We start from the raw sequence: 19,097 nt of genomic DNA on the forward strand, positions 1-19,097 counted from the left end.
CGCTAACAGGCCCCGGGAACGCATGATGAGCCACCAAGGCACCGATACCCTTGCCGTCGAACTCGGCCGCTTCATCGCGCGCTCGCGCTACGATGGCCTGCCGGCGGATGTCGCCGATGCCGTGAAACTGCGCGTGCTGGATGTGCTGGCGGCCGCGTGCAGCGGCGTGCTGGCGGGCAACCACGAAGGTCCGCTGCGCCTGCTGCCGGAGCCCGGCGCTTGCGGCATCTGGGGCACGCCGCAGCGGCGTTGCCTGCGCGACGCGGTCATTATCAACAGCGCCCTGTCGCATTCGACGTATTTCGAGGATGGCTCGCGCTATACCGGCGGACATCCGTCTTCGGCCCTGATCCCGGCCGCGCTGACGCTGGCCGCCGCGCGCGGCGCCACGGGCCGCATGCTGGTGGCGGCCATCGCCAATGGCTACGAGGTCTTCCTGCGGCTGGGCCGCGCCATCTATCCGGCCACGGTGCGGCGCGGCTTCCAGAGCACCGCGATCCTGGCGGCGCCCGCGACGGCGGCCGCGGCGGCGACCTTGCTGGACCTGCCCGCGGAGCGCGCCGCTCACGCGGTGGCCATCGCATGCAGCCACGGCGCGGGGCTGAAGGCCGCGCTCAAGAGCGCGGACAGCCAGCCGCTGCAGGTCGGCCGCAGCAGCGAGGGCGGCCTGCTGGCAGCCTTGTATGCGGCGCAGGGCGCGACCGGCGCACCGGACATCTTCGAAACCGGATTCCTGCCGGCCTTCGCCGGACCGGCGGACGCGGTGGCGGAGGCCCGGCAGGCCGCCCGGGACCTGGGCGCGCGCTGGAGTATTGACGAAACCTATCTGAAGGCGCACGGAGGCTGCCGCGGCAATCATGCGCCTGTCGACGCCGCCGCCGCCGCGATGCAGGGCATGGACCCCGCGGCGGTCGCGCATATCGACGTCAACGTCGATACCGTCACACGCGCCGCCGCGATCGAACCGCCGCGCAACGCCGACCAGGCGCAGTTCTCCATCGCGTTCTCGATCGCCGCCATGCTGGTGGCGGGCGACGCGGCGCCGGCCCGCTATACGGACGCCATGCTGGCCGACGAACGTATACGCGGGCTCATGGCAAGGACGTCGGTCAATGCCGATCCCGCGCTGGATGCCGGTTACCCCGACCGCCGCCCCGCGCTGGTGACGGTGACGCTGGCGGACGGCCGCGTGCTGCGCCACGCGCTGGACCATGCGCGGGGCGAGCCGGAGAACCCCATGTCGCGCCAGGACATCGCGCGCAAGTTCGACCAGGTCGCCACACCCATCTACGGCGCGGACCGCGCGCGCATTCTGGATGTCGTGCTGGCGCTGGACGGAGCGCGTCCGGAGGGCACGTTGCCGTCCGGTGCGGTTTCCTCCGGCACCTCGCTGGCCGGCGCAGCTTCCTCCGGCACGTCGCCGTCCGCCGCGGCTCGGGCCGGCGCTTCGCCGGCGGGCATTGCGCCAGCCGGTGGTGTCGCGCCGCAGGACGTACCGTCGCCAGCCGCGCTCGCCACGCTGCTATCTGCCGCCGCCATGCCTGTTTCCTCCACGCTCAACGCCGCACATCCATGACCACCACCCACCCCGAGTCTTCCGCCGCCTTGCCGCAATACGAGGTCTACGCCATCCGCTACGCCACGCGTGAAGGCCGACGCCAGAACCACTTCGTCGGCGGCGACCCGCACGACGCTCCCATGCCCATGGACTATTACGTGTGGCTGGTGCGCGGCGACGGCCGCGAGTTCGTGGTCGATACCGGCTTCGGCGCGGAAGTCGCGCGCAAGCGCGGACGCACGCTGCTGCGCACCCCCGGGGAAGGCCTGGCGCTGCTGGGCGTGGACGCGGCCCAGGTGCGCGACGTGATCATCACCCATCTGCACTACGACCACGTCGGCACCTTCGACACCTTCGCCGCCGCACGGTTTCACCTGCAGGATGCGGAGATGGCCTACGCCACGGGCCGGCACATGCGCCATCGGCAGTTCAACCACGGCTACGAGGTGGACGAGGTCACCGGCATGGTGCGCCTGGTCTACAAGGATCGCGTGGTGTTCCACGCCGGCGACGCCGAGCTCGCGCCCGGCTTGAGCGTGCATCACATCGGCGGCCACACGCATGGCCTGCAATGCGTGCGCGTGCATACGCGGCGCGGCTGGGTGGTGCTGGCGTCCGACACCAGCCACTTCTACGAGCACTTCGAAAAGCGCCGCGTATTCACCACGGTGTTCCACGTCGGCCAGGCCGTCGAGGGCTATGACGCGCTGGCGCGCCTGGCCGACACGCCCGCGCACATCGTGCCGGGACACGATCCCCTGGTCATGCACCGCTATCCCGCCGTGTCGCCCGAGCTGCGCGATATCGCGGTGCGGCTGGACGTTGCGCCGTCCGAATAGGGGATGGCGCGCAGGCGCCATCCGTTCCATAACAAAGAAGGAGACAGGAATGACACCGACAAGATCGCTGGTGGCCGGCGCGCTGCTGGCCTGCGCCATGACCCAGGCTGCCCACGCCGATACCTATCCCTCGCGCCCCATCCGCACGCTGGTGGCCTTTCCCGCCGGCGGCAGCGCCGATATCGTCGCCCGCATGGTGACGCAGAAGGTCGGCGAAATGTCGGGCTACACCTTCGTCGTGGAGAACCGGCCCGGGGCGGGCGGCAACCTGGCTTTCGACGCCACGGCCTCGGCACCGCCCGACGGCTATACGGTGCTGTTCAGTACGCCCGGAATCGCCATCAATCCCAGCCTTTACCGCAAGGTGGAATACAAACTGAGCGACTTCAAGCCCATCGCCCTGGTTGGCGAGGCGCCGCTGATGCTGATGGTGCGGCCGGATCTTCCCATCCACGACATCAAGGAACTGGTGGCGGCCGGCAAGGAGAAGCCCGATGCCATCCGCTTCGCCAGCTCGGGCAACGGCAGTTCCTCGCACCTGGCCATGGAAGTGCTGAAGTCCATGGCGGGACTGCAATACCTGCACGTGCCCTACAAGGGCGGCGGCGCGGCCATGGCCGACATGCTGGGCAAGCGCGTGGACGTCACCATGCTGCCGATCTCCGAAAGCATGCCCTATATCCGCGACAACCGGCTGCGCGCGCTGGGCCAGACGGGCGGCAAGCGCTCGCCCATCGCGCCGGACGTTCCCACGCTGGCGGAAGAGGGCGTCGAGGGCTATTCGGTGACCACCTGGTACATGCTGCTCGGTCCGGCCAAACTGCCCGATTCCATCGTGAAGACGCTGGCGGAGAAATTCGACCAGGCCCTGAAATCCCCCGACCTGCAGCAGAAGCTGCGCAACGCCGGCGTCAGCATCATCAATGAGGGCCCGCAGCCGACCCAGGTCTTCCTGGACCAGCAGGCGGCCAGTTGGGCCAAGGCCATCGCCGCATCGGGCACGCATATCGACTAATGAACAGGAGATTTCTTCCATGAGCAGTTCCAAACCGCCGTTGCTCGATCATGCCACTCGTGACCTCGCCGCCTTCGCCGCATCAGTCCGCTACGAAGACCTGCCGGCCGAAGTGATCCAGCGCATCAAGACCAGCACGCTCGACAGCATCGCCTGCTGCCTGTACGGCGCCACCTTGCCATGGACGCGTAAAGTGGCCGACATGGTCGAGGAGGAGCGCGCCGCTCCCGTCGCCGCCGTCATGGGCACGGGCCGCCGCACGTCGGTGGCCAACGCGGTACTCGTCAATGCCACGGCGGGCCACGCCTTCGAGCTGGACGACATCCACAAGGAATCCATCCTGCATCCGGGCTCCATCGCCTTGCCGATTGCCCTGGCCTACGCCGAGCGCGACGGCGGCTGGAGCGGCCGCGACGTCATCACGGCGATGGCAACGGGCTACGAAGTCGGCATCCGCGTCGGCAATGCCGCGACCATGGGCTTGTTCTTTCGCGGCTTTCATCCGCAGGGCTCGTCCGGCGTGTTCGTCGGCGCCGCCTGCGCGGGCAAGAGCCTGGGACTGGACGCCGGCCGCATGCAGCATGCGCTGGGCATCGTGGGCTCGCAGGCCGGCGGCCTGATGGCCGCGCAGGAAGGCGCGATGGTCAAGCGCTTGCATGCCGGCCGGGCGGCGCAGAGCGGCGTGTATTCGGCGCAGCTGGCGGCGCGGGATTTCACCGGCATCACCGACGTGCTGGAAGCCAGCTACGGCGGCTACCTGGTGGCGTATTCGGATTCGCCCAATGCCGCGCGGCTGACCGAGGGTCTGGGCAGCGACTGGGAGACGGCCAAGGTGGGCTACAAGCCGCATGCCAGCGTGACCAGCATCCATTCGGCGCTGGACGCGCTGGCGCAGATCATGCGGGAAAACCGGCTGGCGCCGGACGACATCGAATCCGTGGACGTCGGCGTCAGCGAGATGACCTTCGTGCACTGCGCCTGGGACTACAAGGCGCAGGGCGTGACAGCGGCGCAGATGAACCTGTACTACGGGCTGGCGGTCATCGCGCACGACGGCGTGGCCTTCGTCAGCCAGTACCGGCAGGATAGACTGGCCGATCCACGGCTACTGGACTTCATCAAGCGCATCCATGCGCGGTCGGACGCGGAGATCAACGCCATGGGGCCCGCCTTCCGCCATGCCGCCATCGTCGCCGTGCGCACGCGCGACGGCCGCGCTTTCACCCAGCAGATCCTGAACCGCCGCGGCAGTCCGGAAAACCCCTTGCAGCCGCGCGACGTGGAATACAAATTCCGCAACGTAGTGGAGTCCTGCCTGGCGCCCGCCGACATCGAGCAGCTTGTGCGCCTGTGCGACACGCTGGAAACCATGGACGACGTGCGTCCCCTCATAGACCTGCTGGCCAAGCCGGGCGCGACGGGATGACAAGCCCGTCGGCGCACCGCGCCGGGGCCCGCCACCGCCGGCCCGTGCCACAAATCCCTTTCTTCAACACAGACCCATTCATCAACGTCTCGACAGGAACATCATGCCCAAGACGCTTTCCGAACAACTTGCCGATCATTTTTCCGCCTTCGGCGACAAGCCCTTGCCCGACGCCAACCGCAAGGCGGTGAAGCGGCTGCTGCTGGACTACCTGGGCGTGGCCGTGGCGGGCAGCCAGACCGGCAGCGGCGAGGTCGCGCGCCGTTTCGCCCAATCCAGTGGCGGCCATCCCGAAGCCACGCTGATCGGCGAAGGCACGCGAGTGCCCGCCATGCAGGCGGCCCTGGCCAACGCCATTTCATCGCACAGCGTCGAGCTGGACGATATCGACGTGCTGGCGCTGTTCCACTTCAGTCCGCCCGTCTATTCCGCCGCCCTGGCCACCGCCGAACGGCAGAAGGCCGACGGCAAGGCCCTGCTGGCGGCACTGGCCGCCGGCTGCGAAATGATGGAGCGCGTCAGCAAGGCGGCCAACAATTCCTTGCGCAACCGGGGCTATCACACCACGCCCACCTGCGGCATCTTCGGCGCCACGATCGCCTCGGCCTGCCTGCTGGGACTGCCGCCCGAACAGATCGTGTCGGCGCTGGGGCTGGCCGGCGCGCAGTCCGGTGGCCTGATGGAGATGTACGGGCCCTCGATGCAGAAGCGATTCAATCCCGGCCCGGCCTCGCGCAGCGGCGTGACGGCATCGCTGATGGCGCAGCTGGGGTTCACCGGCGCGGCAACCATCTTCGAAGGCGAACGCGGCTTCCTGAAGGCCTTCACCGACAGCAACGACCCGGGCCAGCTGGTGAAGGACCTGGACCAGCCCTATCTGCTGGACATCGAGTTCAAACCCTATTCCTGCGCGCGTCCCATCCACAACGCCATCGATTGCGCCCTGGAGATCCGCCGCAAGCACGCGCCCGACCTGAGCCGCGTCAAGCGCATCCGCATGGGCCGGCATCCGGACTGGGCGCTGTATCACCAGAACGCCCATCCCTCCACGTACCACGAGGCGCAGGTCAGCCTGCCGTATTCGGTGGCGGTGGCGCTGACCGACGGGCAGGCGCTGTTTCCGCAGTACAACAACGCGCGGTTGAAGGAACCCATGCTGCGGAAGCTGTCGGAGATGGTGGAGATCAGCGTGGACGCCAGTCTGCCGCGCGGCGTCTCCTGCGCGATGACGATGGAGATGGATGACGGCGCCACTTACCGGTCCCAGGTGGATTACCCCAAGGGATCGATCCAGAATCCGATGTCCGATGAGGAATTGCGTGCCAAGTTCGACAGCCTGGCAACGCCGGTGCTGGGTGCGGCCCGCGCGGCGCAGGTGGCCGAACAGGTGGCGAATATCGAGGCCTGCCGCGATGTCGGCGCGCTCATGCGCCTGCTGGCACCCGCGGGCTGATCGCGTACCCGCACGTCGCGCACGAAAACAAGAAGAATGTCCACGCGGCGCCGGGTCGACCGGCGCCGTCGATGGAAGCGAAGCGTACCTCAAGGAGACTCACATGCTGCGTTTGTTCAAGCCCCTGGCTACCCTCATCACCGCCACGGCGCTCGCCGCCGCCTTGCCCGCCACGGCCACGGCCGCCGGCCAAGACGACTTCCCGTCGCGGCCCATTCATCTGGTGGTCGGCTTTCCACCCGGCGGATCCAACGACATCGTCGCCCGCATTCTCGCCCCCAAGTTCAGCGAGTTCATCGGCGCCAGCGTGGTGGTCGAGAACCGCCCGGGCGCCAACGCCATCATCGGCACCGACTACGTGGCACGCTCCGCGCCGGACGGCTACACCATCACGCTGGGCAGCGCCAGCCCGCTGGCCATCAGCCCGCACACGTACAGCAATATGCCGTTCGATCCGCTCAAGGACCTGGTCGGCATCACCACGGTGGCGCAGACACCCGAATTGATCGCCGTCAATCCCAAGGTGCCCGCGGAGACCCTGCCCGAACTGGTTGCCCTCTCCAAGACCCGGGACGTGACGTTCTCTTCGTCGGGCAACGGAGGCCTGCCGCACCTGGCGATCGAACTGCTGAAGATCGCCTCGAAGGGCCGCATCGTGCACGTGCCGTACAAGGGCGCCGGGCCGGCCATTACCGACGCCGTGGGCGGCCACGTGGACGGCATCATCGTCGACCTGCCCGCGCTGTACACGATGGTCAGCGAAGGCAAGCTGCGGGCCATCGCCGTGACCAATACCCACCGTGCGGATGTCATGAAGGACGTGCCCACGTCGGCGGAGGGCGGCCTGCCCACGGTGCTGGCCTTCAACTGGTTCGCCGTCATGGCGCCCGCCAAGACGCCCAAGCCGGTTGTCGACAAGCTGTACAAGGCGCTGGTCCAGACGGTGCAGTCCCCTGATGTCAAGGCCAGCCTGGCCAAGCTGGGCATCGAGCCCTTCACGCAGCCCTCGCCGGAGGCCTTCGGCCAGTTCATGAAGACGGAGCTGGTGCGCTGGGGCGAAGTGGCCCGCGCGTCCGGCGCGAAGGCCGACTAGGGGCGATCCCGACTGGAGGAAATCCCATGGACGATCTGCAATCATGGAAAGCGTTGTCGCACGAGCATCGCGGCATCACGATGGCGCTGGCCGAGTTCATCGCCGGCCTGACGCCGGCCGCCATCCCGGGGCGGACGCGTGACGTACTGCGCAAGGCGCTGGTGGATGGGCTGGGCTGCGGCCTGTATGGCCTGGCGACGCCCTGGGGCCGCATCATGCGCGAGTACGCGCGGGATCGCCAGGGCCCCCCGGAGGCCGCGCTGTGGGGCGGCCAGGCGCGCGTGGCGGTGGACAACAGCGTGCTGGCGGCGGGCACCGCCATCCACGGCTTCGACTTCGACGACCATAGCCGGGCCAAGATCCACCCGGGCGCTGTCGTGCTGCCCGTGGTGCTGGCGCTGGGCGAGCGCGAAGGCGTGGACGGCGCCACGCTGCTGACCGCCATGGCGGCGGGCTACGAGACGATGAACCGCGTCAGCCAGGCCGCGAATCCCGGCCGTACGCGCATGCGCGGCTGGCATCTGACCGGCACGACAGGCACCTTCGCCGCCGCCGCGGCGGCCAGCGTGATCCTGGGCCTGGATGCTTCCACAACGGCCAGCGCGCTCGGCCTGGCGGGCACGCAATCGGCCGGGCTGTGGGCGTTCACGGCCGACGGCGGCATGAGCAAGCGCATGCATCCCGGACGTTCCGCGCAGGCCGGGGTGGCAGCCGCGCTGCTGGCCGCACGCGGCTTCGCCGGGCCGCGCTTCATCCTGGAAGCGGAGGACGGCAGCTTCCTGTTCGGCATGTCCGACAGTCCGCGCCCCGGCATGATCACGCAGGGACTGGGCTCCACATGGCATACCGACGCGACCTGCTTCAAGCCGCATGCGTGCTGCGGCAGCAACCACGCCTGCGTGGATGCGGCCCTGGACCTGATGCGCGAACATCGCATCGCGATCGACGATATCGAGCGCATCGTCGCCGGCATTCCTTCCGTGGTGAACACCCAGACCGGCTTCGACTATCGCGCCGATTCGGTCCTGAACGCCCAGATGAGCCTGCGCTACAACATTGCCGTGGCGCTGATGGACGGCCAGGCCTATCTGGAGCAGTTCACGCCCGCGCGCATCGTCGAGCCGCGTGTCGTCGCGCTGTCGCGGCGCGTCGACATCGAGATCGATGCCGATATCGACCGTGCCTATCCGGAGATCTACGGCGGGCGCGTCACCCTGATCGTGCGCGGTGGCCGCAGCTATGCACGCCGGGTGGATTATTCCTTGGGCATGCCGGAGAACCCCATGCCGCACGCGGAGATCGAACGCAAATACCTGTCGCTGGCGGGCGCATCGGTGGGCGCGGAATCCGCGGCGCGGATACTGGAGCTGGCGAACGGTCTGTTCGACGGGGAGGGCGCCGCGCCGCTGGGCGGCGCGCTGGCGCAAGCCGAACCCGTCATGCAACCGTAGCGCTGGATTCCGCGCCGTCCGCCAGCACGGGCTGCCGGCCGACGACCAGGGCATCCGGGATGCTGCCGCCGATGTAGAAGATTTCTTCCTCCTGGTTTTCCAGGCTGCGCATGATGGCGGCGCGCAGGGTCCCGCTCGGTATCTTGCCTTGCTGCACCAGGCGTGGGCCGTCGTTGAGCAGGATGTCCTCGATGGTGCGGAATCGGCCCGGCGCGGCCGATGTATCGATGGTGAGGATGTGCGGGTGCGGTGGGGCCCCGTCCGTATGCACGGACACGGGCCGGTTGGCGCTCAGCGACAGGACGTGGGCCGGGCTGCCGCCGGCGCAGGCCTTGTGGCGGATGGTTGCGGCCAGGATGTCGTCCACGGAAGCATCCGGACTGATCGGGGTACGCAGCATATCGCGGTCCGGGCCGCCGCTCGGGCCGCGGTATACGCGCATGGGCACCGGGCGGCGGGCCGCTTTTTCCAGGCTCTGGCGGATGGTCGTCGCGGTCAGATTCCGATGCGCCGGGCCGGTGCGCGCCAGCACTTCGTAGATGCCGTCCAGCAGCAGCCGGGCATCGGCCGCGCGCAGCGCGGCACCGGCGCTGCGTGTGGCGGCCTTCAAGGCCTGCGTGGCCAGCGGCGTGACGTGGGCGGCGCTCTTTAGCAGCTTTCCCACTGAAAATACGGGCAGCACGAAATCCGCGAGCTCGCGCGCGCCGCCCAGCATCAGGGCCCTGATGTGAAACTGCTGCACCACCGTCCGCATGCCTGCCTTCACCATCGCCTTGATGCCCTGCGCCGCCACGGTGCGCATGGATGCATGCGCCGCCACGACGCCGGCGCTGCCGCCGCCGGCGGTGAGGGCGATGCCCGCCACGGTGATGGCCAGCGCCGCCGCGTCCCAGGCGATGTCACCGGCCTGCAGGCGATAGCCGGGGTCCCATTTCACGTTGTGATACAGGCTATAGAACGGAAGGACCAGGCGCAGCACGGTTTCCGTGCGCGAGGGAAGATAGTTGTCGGTTTTCCATTGCGCGATGGCGCCGTGGACGGCGCTGCGCCGCAGTGCGACGATATGGCCGCGCAGCGGTACCGGTTCGTAGGGTTTGCAGGCCACCATATGTTCGGTGTCGGAGTCTCCGTCGCCGTTGACGGCTTCGGTCGCGGGATCCGCTCTCAGTCCCAGGCCGCACAGCAGCGGCAATAGCTTCAGCTGTCCCGCGGGATCGGCCAATCCGGGCGGCAGCTTCGCCATCTTCCCGGACGCATCGATGTGCAGGAACTGGCCGTCCGGCATTTCGGCCACATAGGATTCGCCCAGGGGACGGCCGAGCGCGCTCAGCATGCCGCCGGAGGGCAATCGGTGCGCGCCGGCGGGAAAGGCCAACAGGCTTTCGATGTGCCACATGCGCGTGGGACGTTCTTCCAGCCGCAACCGCGGAATGCCCGCGGCGACCGCATCGCCGATCGCGCCGAGCTTGCTGAAATGGTCCAGGTGCGTGTCCACGTAGTCCGCGAACTGGCGGTAATAGCGGATGCGCACCTCTGGCATTTCCATGTAGTGATCGAGCAGGGTGTCCACCGGCACGGGATCGATCGTGGGCCTGTCCGCGATCGCGATCGGCTGGCCGGCCTGGGCGAGTTCCAGCACATATTCCCGTGCGATGTCGCGCCGGGTCTGGAACACCGGGGGCACCGGCGGATCCAGCGCCAGTGACCACAGGTCCAGGTAGGCTTGCAGCCGTGCGGCTTCGTCCACGGACGGCGGCGCGTCGTTGGCCGCCGCCCAGGCAGCGGCCTCGGCGCGCCATAGGGAGAGCGAGGCCTCTTGCGCATCGGCGTCGTCGGGGCTCGCCACGGCTTTCTGGTGGACCTCATTGGCGGCCATCAGCAGCACGTCGTCGTCATCGCCCGCGGCATCCTGGAGGATGGCGCGCGCGCCGGCGATACGGGCGGCCAGCAGCGAGCCGGGATCGGGCCTGTCCGCCGCGGCGGCGTCCGGGCAGGGCGCGGGCTCGGCGGGAACCGTCGGACGGATGTCGCCAGGCGCCGGTATGGGGAGGGTCGGGCGTGCCACGGCGGGCTCGGCCGCACGCGGCGACATGGCGTCGCGCCGATGCCGCGTATCGTGCCAGTGGCCGATGGAAACGGTATCGGCATAGGCGGCGAATGACGCGGCAGCTGCGATGTGAGGCGGTGGTATTCCGGGAACGCGCGGGAGGAGGGCAGGCGTTGCGGTGTCGGGCGTGGTGCGGTGTATGGCCGGGGCCGCCGGGGAAAAGAGTGTCATCGTACCCAGGGAAGCGCCGCGATACGGTCCCTGTGGGCGCGGCGTGCGTAGCTTATCGTGTTGGGGAGCGAGTGAGTAACGACTCGCTCTCATTCGTCCCTTTCGGACGGTTTCCCCCATCGCCCGCCGTTTTTCCCACGCGGCCACGGGCGCCACGCGGCGCCCGTCCCGCCTTCAGCAAGCGCAGGCCGTTGGCCACGACAAGCAGGCTGGTGCCCACGTCGGCGAAGACCGCCATCCAGAGTGTCGCCATGCCCGCCACCGCCAGCACCAGGAAGACAGCCTTGATGCCCAGGGCCAGCGCGATGTTCTGCACCAGCACGCGGTGGGTGTCGCGCGACAGGGCGACGAATTCGGCGACCTTGCGCGGGTCGTCGTCCATCAGCGCGACGTCCGCCGTCTCGATCGCCGTGCCGGTACCGGCGGCGCCCATGGCGAAGCCGATGTCCGCGCGCGCCAGGGCCGGCGCATCGTTGATGCCGTCACCCGCCATGCCCACCAGGCCGTCGCGCATGCGGGATTCCAGAGCCGCGAGCTTGTCTTCGGGCAGTTGGTCGCCGCGCGCGTCGCCGATGCCCAGCTCGCCGGCGATGGCCCGCACCGCGGCCGTGTTGTCGCCGCTCAGCATCAGCGTGCGGACCCCTAGCGCGTGCAGCATGTCGATTGCCTCGCGGCTGTCGGGCCGCACGGTATCGGCCACCGCGGCCACGGCGATGGCGCCATCGTCGCCACACAGCGCCACGGCCGTCTTGCCCTGGGCTTCCAGCGCGTCCAGGGCTTGCGCCAGGGCGGGCGTATCCCAGCCTCGTTCGCTTACTAGGCGCCGATTGCCCAGGTGATACTGGGCGCCTTCGATGCGGCCGCGTACGCCGCGGCCCGGCAAGGCGGCGAAGTCCTCGACGTCGTACAGGGCGTCATCGCCATGGCCGCGCGCGATCGCCCGTGACACGGGGTGATCGGAGCGGGCGGCCAGGCTGGCCGCCAGGCGCGCGGGGTCCCGCGATAGTGTCGTACCGTGCGCCGCCGCGCCCGCCGCGGCCCGCGCGGCGGGCGCGGCGGGCTGGGCGCCGCGATCGTCGCGATGGATTTTCACCAGGTCGGTCAGCGCGGGCTTGCCGTGCGTGAGCGTGCCGGTCTTATCGAAAGCCACCCAGCGCAGCTTGCGGCCGTTTTCCAGGTAGACGCCGCCCTTGACCAGGATGCCGCGCCGCGACGCCGCCGTGAGGGCGCTCACGATGCTGACCGGGGTGGAAATCACCAGCGCGCAGGGACAGGCGATGATCAGCAGCGCCAGCGCGCGATAGACCGCTTCGGTCCAGGGCTGCGCCCACAACAGCGGGGGCACGCAGGCCGCCAGCAGGGCAAGGACTACGACGGCTGGGGTATAGACGCGCGAAAAGCGGTCGATGAAGCGCTGCATCGGCGCGCGCGAGGCGGCCGCCTGTTCGACCGCGTGGATGATGCGCGCGAGCGTGGTGTCCCGCGCCGCCGCGGTGACGCGGTATTCGAACGAGCCTTCCGCATTGACGGTGGCCGCGTAGACGGTATCGCCGACGGTCTTGTCGGCAGGGAGGCTTTCGCCGGTGATGGCCGACTGGTCGACGGCGGACTGGCCCGCCACGACGGCGCCGTCGGCGGCGATGCGCTCACCGGGACGCACGCGCACGATATCGCCGACGGCCAGTTCGGCTGCCGGGACCTCGCGCCATGTGCCGTCGTCCTGCCGCCGCGTGGCCGTGGGGGGCGCCAGATCGAGCAGCCCGCGCACGGCGTTGCGCGCGCGGTCCAGCGACCGCGCTTCGATCTGTTCGGCAACGTTGAACAGGAACATCACCATGGCGGCCTCGGGCCATTGCCCGATGATCGCCGCCCCGGTTACCGCGATACTCATGAGCGCGTTGATGTTCAGGTTGCGATTGCGTACGGCAATCCAGCCCTTGCGATAGGTGTTCAGGCCGCAGGCCAGCACGGAGGCCGCGGCAAGCACCGCCGTCGCCGCGTCGGGCATGCCGGCGAAGTGCGCGGCCTCGGCCAGCGCCGCCAGGATGCCGGCCGCGGCCAGCAGCTTCCAGCGGGGGCGTTCGGGAGCGGGTGCCGTCGCCGGCGCCTGGCCGGCCAGCACTTCGGGGGTCATGCCGACGGCGCGGACGCCGGCCAGCACCTGCTCTTGCGCGCCTTCCTGGTGCACGACCGACAGCACGCGCCGCATCAGGTCGAAGTGCAGGTCGCGCACGCAGGCCATGCCGCCCAGCTTCTTGCGCAGCAGCGCTTCTTCGGTGGGGCAGTCCATCTGGCCGATGCGTATCCGCGTCAGGACCATGCCGGCTTCGACCCGCAGGGACGGTTGCGCGGCGGTGTCCGCCGGCTGATCGCCGTGGCAGCAAGCCGCGCCGTGATCATGGGCAGGGTGATGTGCCTGCGCGTGATCGTGGGCGGGGCCATGGCCGTGATCGCCGGCATGATCGTGGCCATGATGGCGCGCATGATCGTGATCATGGCCGTGTGCGTGGTCATGTTCCTGGCCGTGTCCATGATCATGGCCGTGCGCGTGATCATGGCTGTGGGCGTGATCATGGCCGTGGACGTGATCATGGCCGTGGCAGCAATCTCCGCCGGGATGCGCGTCGCGTGCCTGGATGGCGATGGTTTTCTTGCTCATGACGCGTATTGCACACCCTGGGGTTACTATAGGGTCAAGCCCACGAACAGGAGAGCCTCCATGAAGATTGGAGAACTGGCCAAGGCCGCCGGGACCACCGTGGAGACGGTGCGCTACTACGAGAAGGAAGGCCTGCTGCCGGCGCCGGAGCGCGGCGCCAATAATTACCGCAGCTATGGCCCGCTGCATGCCGAACGGCTGCGCCTGATCCGCAACTGCCGGGCGCTCGATATGACGCAGGATGAGATCCGCGCCATCCTGACCCTGGCCGACAGCCAGGCGGCGGACTGCGGCCCCATTAACGAGATTTTCGAAGACCACATCCGGCACGTCGATGAGCGCATCGCCGAGCTCACGCACCTGAAAGGGCAATTGTCGGTGCTGCGCCAGCGCTGCCTGTCGGCGCGGCCGCACGCGGAGGACTGTGGGATCCTTCACGGCCTGGCGGAAATGCAGGTCGAGGAACGTCCCGAGCGCCACACCCATCTGGGCTGAGCCGCGCGCCACGGCGCGGGGACTCCAGCCGCGCCCCCTCAATTCTTATCGATATCCATGACTTCCGCACCCATACACGCCCTGCATACCCGACGTTCGATGAAATTCCTGCGCGCGCCCGCCCCGCGCCCGGAAGAGCTGGACCAAATGCTGCAAGCCGCCATGTCGGCGCCCGACCACGGCGCCCTGCGCCCATGGCGTTTCAAGCTGATCCGCGGCGAGGCCATCGGCCGCCTGGCCGATATGGCCTTGGATGCCGTCAAGCGCAGCGGCGACAAGCGCATGACCCCTGAAAAGGAAAAGTCGGTCCGCGAATGGCTGGCCGGCGTACCCGTGATCGTCGCGCTGGCGCAGAAGATCGATCACGATAACGTCAAGATCCCGGAGCAGGAGCAGCTGCTGGCGACCGGGGCATCCGTGATGAACATCCTGAACGCCGCCCACATGCTGGGCTATGGCGCTTTCTGGAGCACGGGCCTGGGCACCTACCTGGAGCCGGTCCAGGAAGCCCTGGGCTTCGATCCGCTGGACTATCGCTTCCTGGGGTACCTGGCGATCGGTACGCCCGCCTGCGCCGTGCCGCCGGCCAACCGCCCGGACTTCCACGATTTCGTGTCCGAGTGGACGGGCTTGCCGGGCTGAGACAGGCCGCGCTTCAGCCGCCGGCCAACTCGTCCATGATGGGGCAGTCCGGCCGGTTGTCGCCATGGCAATGGTCCGCCAGGTGATGCAGGGTGTCGGCCATCTGCTGCAGTTCGCGCGCCTTGCGTTCCAGTTCGGCGACGTGCTGCATGGCGATCCGCTTCACGTCGCCGCTGGCGCGGCTGCGGTCGCGCCACAGCGCCAGCAGGTCGCGCATCTGTTCGACGGAAAAGCCCAGGTCGCGCGCCCGGCGTATGAAGCGTAGCGTGTGCACGTCATTGTCGCCGTAGATGCGATAGCCCGCTTCGGTTCGTTCGGGCGCGCGCGTCAGGCCGATGTGCTCGTAATAGCGGATCATCTTGGCCGTGATGCCGGATGCCGCCGCTGCCTGGCCGATATTCATGGTGTCCTGGCTCCGGATGAAAGGGCGGGCGCGTGGCCGCCGCCTTGCGTTCCGGCGGTGGCCGGGCGCCGCGTGTTGCCCGGCGCGCGAAAGGCGCGCAGCCGCAGCGCATTGCCCACCACGAACAGGCTGGACAGGGCCATCGCCGCGGCCGCGAAGACGGGCGACAGCGACGGGCCGTGGAACAGCGCCGGCACGCCCGCGGCCAGGGGGATGAGGGCCACGTTATAGAAGAAGGCCCAGAACAGGTTCTGGCGGATGTTGGCCAGCGTCGCCCGGCTGATCGCCATGGCGCGCGGCACCCCCGCCGGATCGCCCGCCATCAGCACCACGGAGGCGGCGTCGATGGCGACGTCGGTGCCCGTCCCAATGGCGATGCCCACGTCGGCCGCGGCCAGCGCGGGCGCATCGTTGATGCCGTCGCCGACGAAGGCCAGCAGCGGGCGACCGGCCGGCGGCGCGCCAGCTTCTTCGCGCAGCGCCCGTACCGCTTGCACCTTGCCCTCCGGCAGCACTTCCGCGCGCACCTCGTCGATGCCCAGGGCTTGCGCCACGGCGTGGGCGGTGTGGCGATTGTCGCCCGTGATCATCACGGTGCGCACACCGGCCGCGTGCAAGGCGGCAATCGCGGCCGCGGACGTCTCGCGGATCGGGTCCTCCACCGCCATGACGGCGGCGGCCGCACCGTCCACGGCAACGTAGACGGCCGTCTTTCCGGCGCGCGCCCACGCATCCGCCGTCGCGGCCAGCGTATTCGTGTCGATGCCCTGTTCACGCATCAGCCGTTCTCCACCCACGATCAGTTGGCGGCCCTGTACGTCGCCGCGTACACCCGCGCCCGAAATGGCGAGGAAGCCGCCGACCGGCGCCATCGGCAAGCCGGCCTCGCGCGCCGCCGCCACGATGGCCGACGCGATCGGGTGTTCCGAAGCGGCCTGCACCGATGCGGTCCAGGCCAGGACGTCCTCGCGCCGGAAAGGCGGCGTCACGGCGACGTTCGTCAGCGCCGGCTTGCCCAGCGTCAGCGTGCCCGTCTTGTCGAAGGCGACAGTCTTGACGTCGCGCAAGCGCTGCAGCGCATCGCCTTGCCGGAACAGCACGCCCATGTCCGCCGCGCGGCCGGTCCCCACCATGATGGACATGGGTGTCGCCAAGCCCATGGCGCAAGGGCAGGCCACGATGAGCACCGCCACCGCATGCACCAGGGCCTGCGGCAGCGCGGGTTGCGGGCCCAGCGCGAGCCACGCGAAGAAGGCAAGGGCGGCGATCGCCATGATGGCGGGTACGAAGCGGTAGGTGATCCGGTCCACCAGGCTCTGGATGGGCAGCTTGGCGCCCTGCGCGTCCTGCACCATGCGCGCGATGCGCGCCAGCGCCGTGTCGGCGCCGGTATGCGTAACCTGCACGGTCAATGCGCCCTGGGTATTGAGGGTGCCGCCGGTCACCGCGTCGCCCGCCGCCTTTTCCACCGGTATGGGTTCGCCGGTGATCATGGATTCGTCGACGAACGATGCGCCGTCCAGCACCGTGCCATCGACAGGGATTTTTTCGCCGGGACGGATGCGTACCACGTCGCCGGCGCGCACCGCTTCGATGGGCAGGTCCACCGTATCCGGGCCGCGCAGGACCCGCGCCTGGCGCGGCTGCAGCGACGCCAGCCGCGCGATCGCGGCGCCGGTGCGGCCCTTGGCGCGCGCTTCCAGCAGGCGTCCCAGCAGGATCAGCGTAACGATCACCGCGGCGGCCTCGAAATACACGTGGCGTGCATCTTCCGGCAGCCAGCCTGGCGCGAAGGTGGCGACCGACGAATACAACCAGGCGCTGCCCGCGCCCACGGCGACCAGCGAATTCATGTCGGGCCCGCGGCGCGCCAGGGCGGCGGCGCCTTTCAGGAAGAAGTCCCGGCCGGGCCCGGCCAGCACCAGCGTGGTCAACGCCCACTGCAGCAGCCAGAGATGAGTCGTGCCGACGTGCGCGGCCAGCGCGTGATGCAGGGCCGGGAAGAGATGCCCGCCCATGTCGAGCAGGAAGACGGGCAGCGTCAGCAGCAGGGCAAGGGCGAAGCGGCGGCCCAGGCGGCGGGCTTGCGCGTCGCGCGCCGCGGCCTGGCGCGCGGTTTCGTCCTGGGCGGGCGCGATAGGGCGCGCGCTGTAGCCCGCCTTGGCCACCGCGGCGATGAGGGCATGGTCGGCAACCGCCGCGGCTGGGTCCCTATCCACGTGGGCCCGCTCCGTGGCCAGGTTGACGCTTGCCGCCCGCACACCGGGCACGGCGGCCAAGGCATTCTCGACGCGCTTGACGCAGGAGGCGCAGCTCATGCCTTCTATGGAGAGATCAAGACCGTCGCTGGCGGAACGGTAGGAGTTCATATCGACTTCCAGGTGAAGAGGGGTGATGCGTAGTTTCATCCTTCCCATCATGGTAAGGTCAAGCACAGGCCTCCGCCAGCGCGGTGTTCGTTTGCGCAGAGGCGGTGCCGGTACGCTCGCCGCGAGGCCGGGGTTGCCTTCGGGGCGGCCCGGCTTCGGCCCGGGCGGCGATCGCCACGCCCGTCTTGGGCTCGTCTTGCCGGCCCGGCGCCGAGCTGGGGAGGACGGCCGTTGACCTTGCCATCGTGGGAAGGTGTACGCTGCGTAACATCAGGGGGTAGCCCGCCCGTCCCGGGCCGGCTTCGCGCCCCACACCCTGCTTGAAGGAGTCATGATGGTCCTGCAATATCAAGTTCCCGACATGTCCTGCGATCACTGTGTCCGGGTGATTACCCAGGCGGTGACGCAGGCCGTACCCGGCGCGGCGGTGCAGGTGGACCTGGCCAACCATCGCGTAACCGTCACCGGTACGGAAGATAATCCGACGGTCGAAGGCGCGATCCGAGGCGCGGGCTATACACCTACCCGCGGCTAGGGAGCGCCGGCGGGGAAGCCATTGACGCGAGCTATCAATTAATAAGAATAATTAAATTTGATATCTCAATAGTAGATATTTATTATTCGTCCATGGCGTTCTCGCCTCCACCCGAACAGGAGATTTACCCATGCTGCAAGCCCGCGAAGGACAACGCGTTCCGAACGTGAGTTTCCCCGTCCGCGAGGACAACACCTGGAAGCAGGTCACCAGCGACGACATCTTCAAGAACAAGACGGTCGTCGTGTTCTCGCTGCCTGGCGCCTTTACGCCCACTTGCTCCTCCACCCACTTGCCGCGCTACAACGAACTGGCGCCGGCCTTCTTCGCCAACGGCGTCGACAGCATCGTTTGCGTGTCCGTGAACGACACCTTCGTCATGAACGAGTGGGCCAAGGACCAGGAATCGTCGAACATCACCCTGCTGCCGGACGGCAATGGCGATTTCACCGACGGCATGGGCATGCTGGTCGACAAGCGCAACCTGGGATTCGGCAAGCGCAGCTGGCGCTATTCCATGCTGGTGCGCGACGGCGTGGTTGAAAAGATGTTCATCGAACCGGAAAAGGACGGCGACCCCTTCGAGGTTTCCGACGCCGACACCATGTTGAACTACATTGCCCCGGCCGCCCGCAAGCCGGATCAGGTGGTGGTGTTCTCCAAGCCCGGCTGCCCCTTCTGCATCGAAGCCAAGGCGCTGCTGGAAAGCAAGGGTTACGCCCCGATCGACATCCCGCTGGAGAACAAGGTGCGCGGCCGCGTGATCGGCGCCGTGTCCGGCAAGGCCACCGCTCCGCAGGTGTTCATCAATGGCGCACTGGTCGGCGGCCTGGAAGAACTGAAGGCGCATTTCGCCTGAGTCCCTGGCCACGCGTGTACAT

At 68.7% G+C, this 19,097-nt stretch carries 15 protein-coding genes; 11 read left to right on the forward strand and 4 right to left on the reverse strand.

The genetic code is table 11. The annotated features are described in order from the left end of the window. Positions 1-22 precede the first annotated feature (22 nt). The 7 genes from AKI39_RS10270 (at position 23) to AKI39_RS10300 (ending at position 8,835) form a co-directional block, all read left to right on the forward strand. Positions 23-1,576: an MmgE/PrpD family protein gene (locus AKI39_RS10270; protein WP_083228760.1), complete on the forward strand. Its 1,554-nt coding sequence runs from the start codon at positions 23-25 to the stop codon at positions 1,574-1,576. Next, entirely contained in the window at positions 1,573-2,397 is an 825-nt protein-coding gene (locus AKI39_RS10275; protein ID WP_066635186.1) for an N-acyl homoserine lactonase family protein, read from the forward strand. The genes AKI39_RS10270 and AKI39_RS10275 overlap by 4 nt, the downstream gene beginning before the upstream one ends. 49 nt (positions 2,398-2,446) lie before the next feature. Then, the gene (locus AKI39_RS10280; protein WP_066635188.1) at positions 2,447-3,412 is read left to right on the forward strand and encodes a Bug family tripartite tricarboxylate transporter substrate binding protein; all 966 of its coding nucleotides are present in this window, start codon (positions 2,447-2,449) and stop codon (positions 3,410-3,412) included. Positions 3,413-3,431: 19 nt separating this feature from the next. Further along, complete coding sequence (locus AKI39_RS10285) at positions 3,432-4,838, forward strand: MmgE/PrpD family protein (protein WP_066635194.1); 1,407 nt, start codon at positions 3,432-3,434, stop codon at positions 4,836-4,838. A gap of 103 nt (positions 4,839-4,941) precedes the next feature. Beyond that, the gene (locus AKI39_RS10290; RefSeq protein ID WP_066635196.1) at positions 4,942-6,291 is read left to right on the forward strand and encodes an MmgE/PrpD family protein; all 1,350 of its coding nucleotides are present in this window, start codon (positions 4,942-4,944) and stop codon (positions 6,289-6,291) included. A gap of 103 nt (positions 6,292-6,394) precedes the next feature. Beyond that, the gene (locus AKI39_RS10295) at positions 6,395-7,384 is read left to right on the forward strand and encodes a Bug family tripartite tricarboxylate transporter substrate binding protein (RefSeq protein ID WP_066635198.1); all 990 of its coding nucleotides are present in this window, start codon (positions 6,395-6,397) and stop codon (positions 7,382-7,384) included. A gap of 26 nt (positions 7,385-7,410) precedes the next feature. Continuing rightward, positions 7,411-8,835, forward strand: a complete 1,425-nt coding sequence (locus AKI39_RS10300; protein WP_066635201.1) for an MmgE/PrpD family protein — start codon at positions 7,411-7,413, stop codon at positions 8,833-8,835. Here AKI39_RS10300 and AKI39_RS10305 read toward each other — a convergent pair. Both AKI39_RS10305 and AKI39_RS10310 read right to left on the reverse strand, forming a co-directional pair. Continuing rightward, entirely contained in the window at positions 8,822-10,900 is a 2,079-nt protein-coding gene (locus tag AKI39_RS10305) for a hypothetical protein (RefSeq protein ID WP_145925239.1), read from the reverse strand. The genes AKI39_RS10300 and AKI39_RS10305 overlap by 14 nt on opposite strands. A 265-nt stretch (positions 10,901-11,165) precedes the next feature. Next, entirely contained in the window at positions 11,166-13,433 is a 2,268-nt protein-coding gene (locus tag AKI39_RS10310) for a heavy metal translocating P-type ATPase (RefSeq protein ID WP_066635206.1), read from the reverse strand. Positions 13,434-13,832: 399 nt separating this feature from the next. Between AKI39_RS10310 and cadR the strand changes: the two genes are divergently transcribed. Together cadR and AKI39_RS10320 are read left to right on the forward strand one after the other, a co-directional pair. After that, positions 13,833-14,267: a Cd(II)/Pb(II)-responsive transcriptional regulator gene (gene cadR, locus AKI39_RS10315; RefSeq protein ID WP_066642679.1), complete on the forward strand. Its 435-nt coding sequence runs from the start codon at positions 13,833-13,835 to the stop codon at positions 14,265-14,267. A 57-nt stretch (positions 14,268-14,324) separates the two neighbouring features. Continuing rightward, a complete protein-coding gene (locus tag AKI39_RS10320) occupies positions 14,325-14,909 on the forward strand; it encodes a nitroreductase family protein (RefSeq protein ID WP_066635208.1) in 585 nt (194 codons plus the stop codon). A gap of 13 nt (positions 14,910-14,922) precedes the next feature. Here the strand turns inward: AKI39_RS10320 and cueR are convergent, their stop codons facing one another. Beyond that, complete coding sequence (gene cueR / locus AKI39_RS10325; RefSeq protein WP_066635212.1) at positions 14,923-15,312, reverse strand: Cu(I)-responsive transcriptional regulator; 390 nt, start codon at positions 15,310-15,312, stop codon at positions 14,923-14,925. After that, positions 15,309-17,720, reverse strand: coding sequence for a heavy metal translocating P-type ATPase (locus AKI39_RS10330; RefSeq protein ID WP_443103424.1), 2,412 nt, complete (start codon positions 17,718-17,720; stop codon positions 15,309-15,311). The genes cueR and AKI39_RS10330 overlap by 4 nt, the downstream gene beginning before the upstream one ends. Positions 17,721-18,015: 295 nt before the next feature. Here AKI39_RS10330 and AKI39_RS10335 point away from each other — a divergent pair, with 295 nt between their 5' ends. Together AKI39_RS10335 and AKI39_RS10340 are read left to right on the forward strand one after the other, a co-directional pair. Continuing rightward, complete coding sequence (locus AKI39_RS10335; RefSeq protein ID WP_066642690.1) at positions 18,016-18,216, forward strand: heavy-metal-associated domain-containing protein; 201 nt, start codon at positions 18,016-18,018, stop codon at positions 18,214-18,216. 130 nt (positions 18,217-18,346) lie between these two features. Beyond that, positions 18,347-19,075, forward strand: a complete 729-nt coding sequence (locus AKI39_RS10340) for a glutathione peroxidase (protein WP_066635220.1) — start codon at positions 18,347-18,349, stop codon at positions 19,073-19,075. The last annotated feature ends 22 nt before the right edge of the window (positions 19,076-19,097 follow it).

The organism is Bordetella sp. H567 (genome assembly GCF_001704295.1).
Lineage (GTDB): Bacteria > Pseudomonadota > Gammaproteobacteria > Burkholderiales > Burkholderiaceae_B > Bordetella_C.

Bases quoted from the DNA above. Each gene is read 5' to 3' on its own strand.
- AKI39_RS10340 (WP_066635220.1), top strand. From the start codon at position 18,347: ATGCTGCAAGCCCGCGAAGGACAACGCGTTCCGAACGTGAGTTTCCCC.
- AKI39_RS10330 (WP_443103424.1), bottom strand. From the start codon at position 17,720: ATGAAACTACGCATCACCCCTCTTCACCTGGAAGTCGATATGAACTCC.
- AKI39_RS10280 (WP_066635188.1), top strand. From the start codon at position 2,447: ATGACACCGACAAGATCGCTGGTGGCCGGCGCGCTGCTGGCCTGCGCC.
- AKI39_RS10310 (WP_066635206.1), bottom strand. From the start codon at position 13,433: ATGGTCCTGACGCGGATACGCATCGGCCAGATGGACTGCCCCACCGAA.
- AKI39_RS10295 (WP_066635198.1), top strand. From the start codon at position 6,395: ATGCTGCGTTTGTTCAAGCCCCTGGCTACCCTCATCACCGCCACGGCG.
- cadR (WP_066642679.1), top strand. From the start codon at position 13,833: ATGAAGATTGGAGAACTGGCCAAGGCCGCCGGGACCACCGTGGAGACG.
- cueR (WP_066635212.1), bottom strand. From the start codon at position 15,312: ATGAATATCGGCCAGGCAGCGGCGGCATCCGGCATCACGGCCAAGATG.
- AKI39_RS10320 (WP_066635208.1), top strand. From the start codon at position 14,325: ATGACTTCCGCACCCATACACGCCCTGCATACCCGACGTTCGATGAAA.
- AKI39_RS10285 (WP_066635194.1), top strand. From the start codon at position 3,432: ATGAGCAGTTCCAAACCGCCGTTGCTCGATCATGCCACTCGTGACCTC.
- AKI39_RS10275 (WP_066635186.1), top strand. From the start codon at position 1,573: ATGACCACCACCCACCCCGAGTCTTCCGCCGCCTTGCCGCAATACGAG.
- AKI39_RS10335 (WP_066642690.1), top strand. From the start codon at position 18,016: ATGGTCCTGCAATATCAAGTTCCCGACATGTCCTGCGATCACTGTGTC.
- AKI39_RS10290 (WP_066635196.1), top strand. From the start codon at position 4,942: ATGCCCAAGACGCTTTCCGAACAACTTGCCGATCATTTTTCCGCCTTC.
- AKI39_RS10300 (WP_066635201.1), top strand. From the start codon at position 7,411: ATGGACGATCTGCAATCATGGAAAGCGTTGTCGCACGAGCATCGCGGC.
- AKI39_RS10270 (WP_083228760.1), top strand. From the start codon at position 23: ATGATGAGCCACCAAGGCACCGATACCCTTGCCGTCGAACTCGGCCGC.